General features: G+C 56.6%; 3 protein-coding genes. All 3 read left to right on the top strand.

Translation table 11 applies throughout. The features are described 5' to 3' along the window. The gene (locus tag EH240_RS40325) at window positions 1-177 is read left to right on the top strand and encodes a TOBE domain-containing protein (protein WP_425374880.1); all 177 of its coding nucleotides are present in this window, start codon (window positions 1-3) and stop codon (window positions 175-177) included. A gap of 67 nt (window positions 178-244) precedes the next feature. Next, entirely contained in the window at window positions 245-694 is a 450-nt protein-coding gene (locus tag EH240_RS37160) for a Gfo/Idh/MocA family protein (protein WP_245436715.1), read from the top strand. After that, window positions 691-835: Gfo/Idh/MocA family protein (locus EH240_RS40330; RefSeq protein WP_425374881.1), on the top strand; the 145-nt coding region annotated here is incomplete at its 3' end. The genes EH240_RS37160 and EH240_RS40330, both read left to right, overlap by 4 nt.

Consider the following 835-nt stretch of genomic DNA (forward strand, 5'->3'; position numbering starts at 1 on the left):
TTGGGCGACAGCACGCTGGTGACCGTAAAGGTCGGCAAACACTTGGTCGCCGTGAAGACCGACAAAAATACCAAAGTGCACATGGGGGAAAACGTCGGCGTCCGCTTCGATCCGAAACATCTGCATTTCTTCGACACGACCAGCGGCACGCGGGTCGCGTTCGACGCAAGTAGGTGAGGCTAGTCAATATCTCATGCAGCGCGACACCTACAAAGTTGAATTCACAGCCGAGCCTTGAGGTAAGATGATGAACGCCGAATTGCGTTGGGGAATTCTAGCGACCGGCTGGATTGCTGATCTCTTTGTCCAGGATTTGCAGCTTGCCGGTCATCGTGTCTCCGCTGTCGGCTCTCGAACACAGGCAGGAGCCGACAAGTTCGCCAGCCGTTTCAGTATTCCCAACGCGCACGCTAGCTACCAGGACCTTTTGTCGGACCCGGAGGTCGATATTGTCTATGTGGCTACACCCCATCCGATGCACGCCGACAACGCGCTTAAGGCGCTGACCGCCGGCAAGCACGTGCTCATCGAAAAGCCGTTCACGATCAATGCACGGGAAGCGCGCAAGGTCGTTGATCTCGCCTCTGCGAAAAACCTGGTCGTGATGGAGGGGATGTGGACGCGCTTCCTTCCTCATATTTGCGCATCCGGGAGATCATCGCATCAGGAGTGCTTGGAACGATCTATTCGGTGATCGCCGATCATACTCGTGACCTGCCTGGCGATCCCAATCATCGGCTCAACGCTCTGGAACTCGGCGGAGGCGCCCTGCTTGATCTCGCCATTTACCCCATTTCGTTCGCCTTTGACGTGCTCGGAGCGCCTGAACACATCG

The organism is Mesorhizobium tamadayense (genome assembly GCF_003863365.1).
Classification (GTDB): domain Bacteria; phylum Pseudomonadota; class Alphaproteobacteria; order Rhizobiales; family Rhizobiaceae; genus Mesorhizobium; species Mesorhizobium tamadayense.